Annotated in this window: 1 protein-coding gene; it reads right to left on the bottom strand. The window is 34.3% G+C overall.

Features of this window, described 5'->3' with window-relative positions:
* Positions 1–60: 60 nt before the first annotated feature.
* The coding region (locus tag CBI42_RS13075) for a hypothetical protein (protein WP_218822078.1) at positions 61–254 on the bottom strand (194 nt) is incomplete at its 5' end.

Raw genomic sequence — 254 nt, 5'->3', positions numbered from 1 at the left:
TTTGCGTTTGCTGGAGTTTATTAAGAACACCAACGTAACGTAATTCAGACAAATTTGCTTTCACAAAAAGTTCACCTCATCTTCATGTTGTTCAAAGAACTCATTCAGTCTGCACATTGTCCCGTAACTAACACTCTTGCCAACAAGAATATTATGAATAGTTACGTTCGATACGTGCATGGCTTTTGCTAGTGATAAATTAGTCCAACGAAATGTATTTTTAAATCGTCTTAATAATTGTGCTTTATCATTCA

Source organism: Streptococcus sp. KR (assembly GCF_002238115.1).
Classification (GTDB): domain Bacteria; phylum Bacillota; class Bacilli; order Lactobacillales; family Streptococcaceae; genus Streptococcus.
The sequence above is the reverse complement of the archived record's forward strand: the minus strand, read 5'-3'. Positions and strand labels throughout refer to the sequence as shown.